Below are 667 nucleotides of genomic sequence, written 5' to 3' on the forward strand. Positions count from 1 at the left end.
AGATCCGGAGCTCATCGCCGAGGTTGGCGAGTTGGGGGAGGTGCTGCAGACCCGCTCTCGTCTGCTTCATCATCCAGTCCCCGGGCTGGAGGATGTGCCGCTCTGCCTGCATGGCCGCTATGGTATCCGTGAGATATTGACGGCGCTGGGGTGGCTCACAGCGGAGCGCCGCGCCCCGTTTCAGGCCGGCGTGTTGCCCTTGAAGGATCGCAAGATCGAATTGCTGTTCGTCACCCTGGACAAGCGAGAAGGCTACCATGAGCGCATCGCCTATCATGATTACGCCATCAGCACAGAGCGCTTCCACTGGCAGTCTCAGAATGCAGCCGGGCCTAACACCACCGCCGGGTGCCGTTACCTGGAAAGCCCCGGAAACGGCTGGCGCTTCCAGCTTTTCGTGCGTGTAGCAAAGAGGGACCCCTACCACGCCTGCGGTCCGGTAACCCTGGAGGGTGCGGAAGGTGAAAAGCCTATGAGTATCCACTGGAAACGAGTAATAGTCAAATCTGGTGTACGGCTGTTGGTCAGGCGGCCTTCCTTTCTGACTGATCGTTTACTTGCTCTCCATCCTGGAACTTGACGTTATTGACGACCAGTTCCAGCTTCTGGAAGTGCTTGATGCGTCTCCAGCGTTTCTGGGCGCTCTGGAGCAGCTTGAACACCATGG

At 58.8% G+C, this 667-nt stretch carries 1 protein-coding gene and 1 pseudogene; one reads left to right on the top strand and one right to left on the bottom strand.

All coding sequences use genetic code 11. From position 1 onward, the window contains the following. A partial coding sequence (locus ECTPHS_RS14460) for a DUF3427 domain-containing protein (protein ID WP_141565374.1) occupies positions 1-580 on the top strand: 580 nt, incomplete at its 5' end. Here ECTPHS_RS14460 and ECTPHS_RS14700 read toward each other — a convergent pair. Continuing rightward, positions 525-667 (bottom strand): annotated as a pseudogene (locus ECTPHS_RS14700) (IS256 family transposase); the annotation flags it as partial. The gene ECTPHS_RS14460 and the pseudogene ECTPHS_RS14700 sit on opposite strands and share 56 nt — an antisense overlap.

The sequence above is a fragment of the Ectothiorhodospira sp. PHS-1 genome, assembly GCF_000225005.1.
Lineage (GTDB): Bacteria > Pseudomonadota > Gammaproteobacteria > Ectothiorhodospirales > Ectothiorhodospiraceae > Ectothiorhodospira.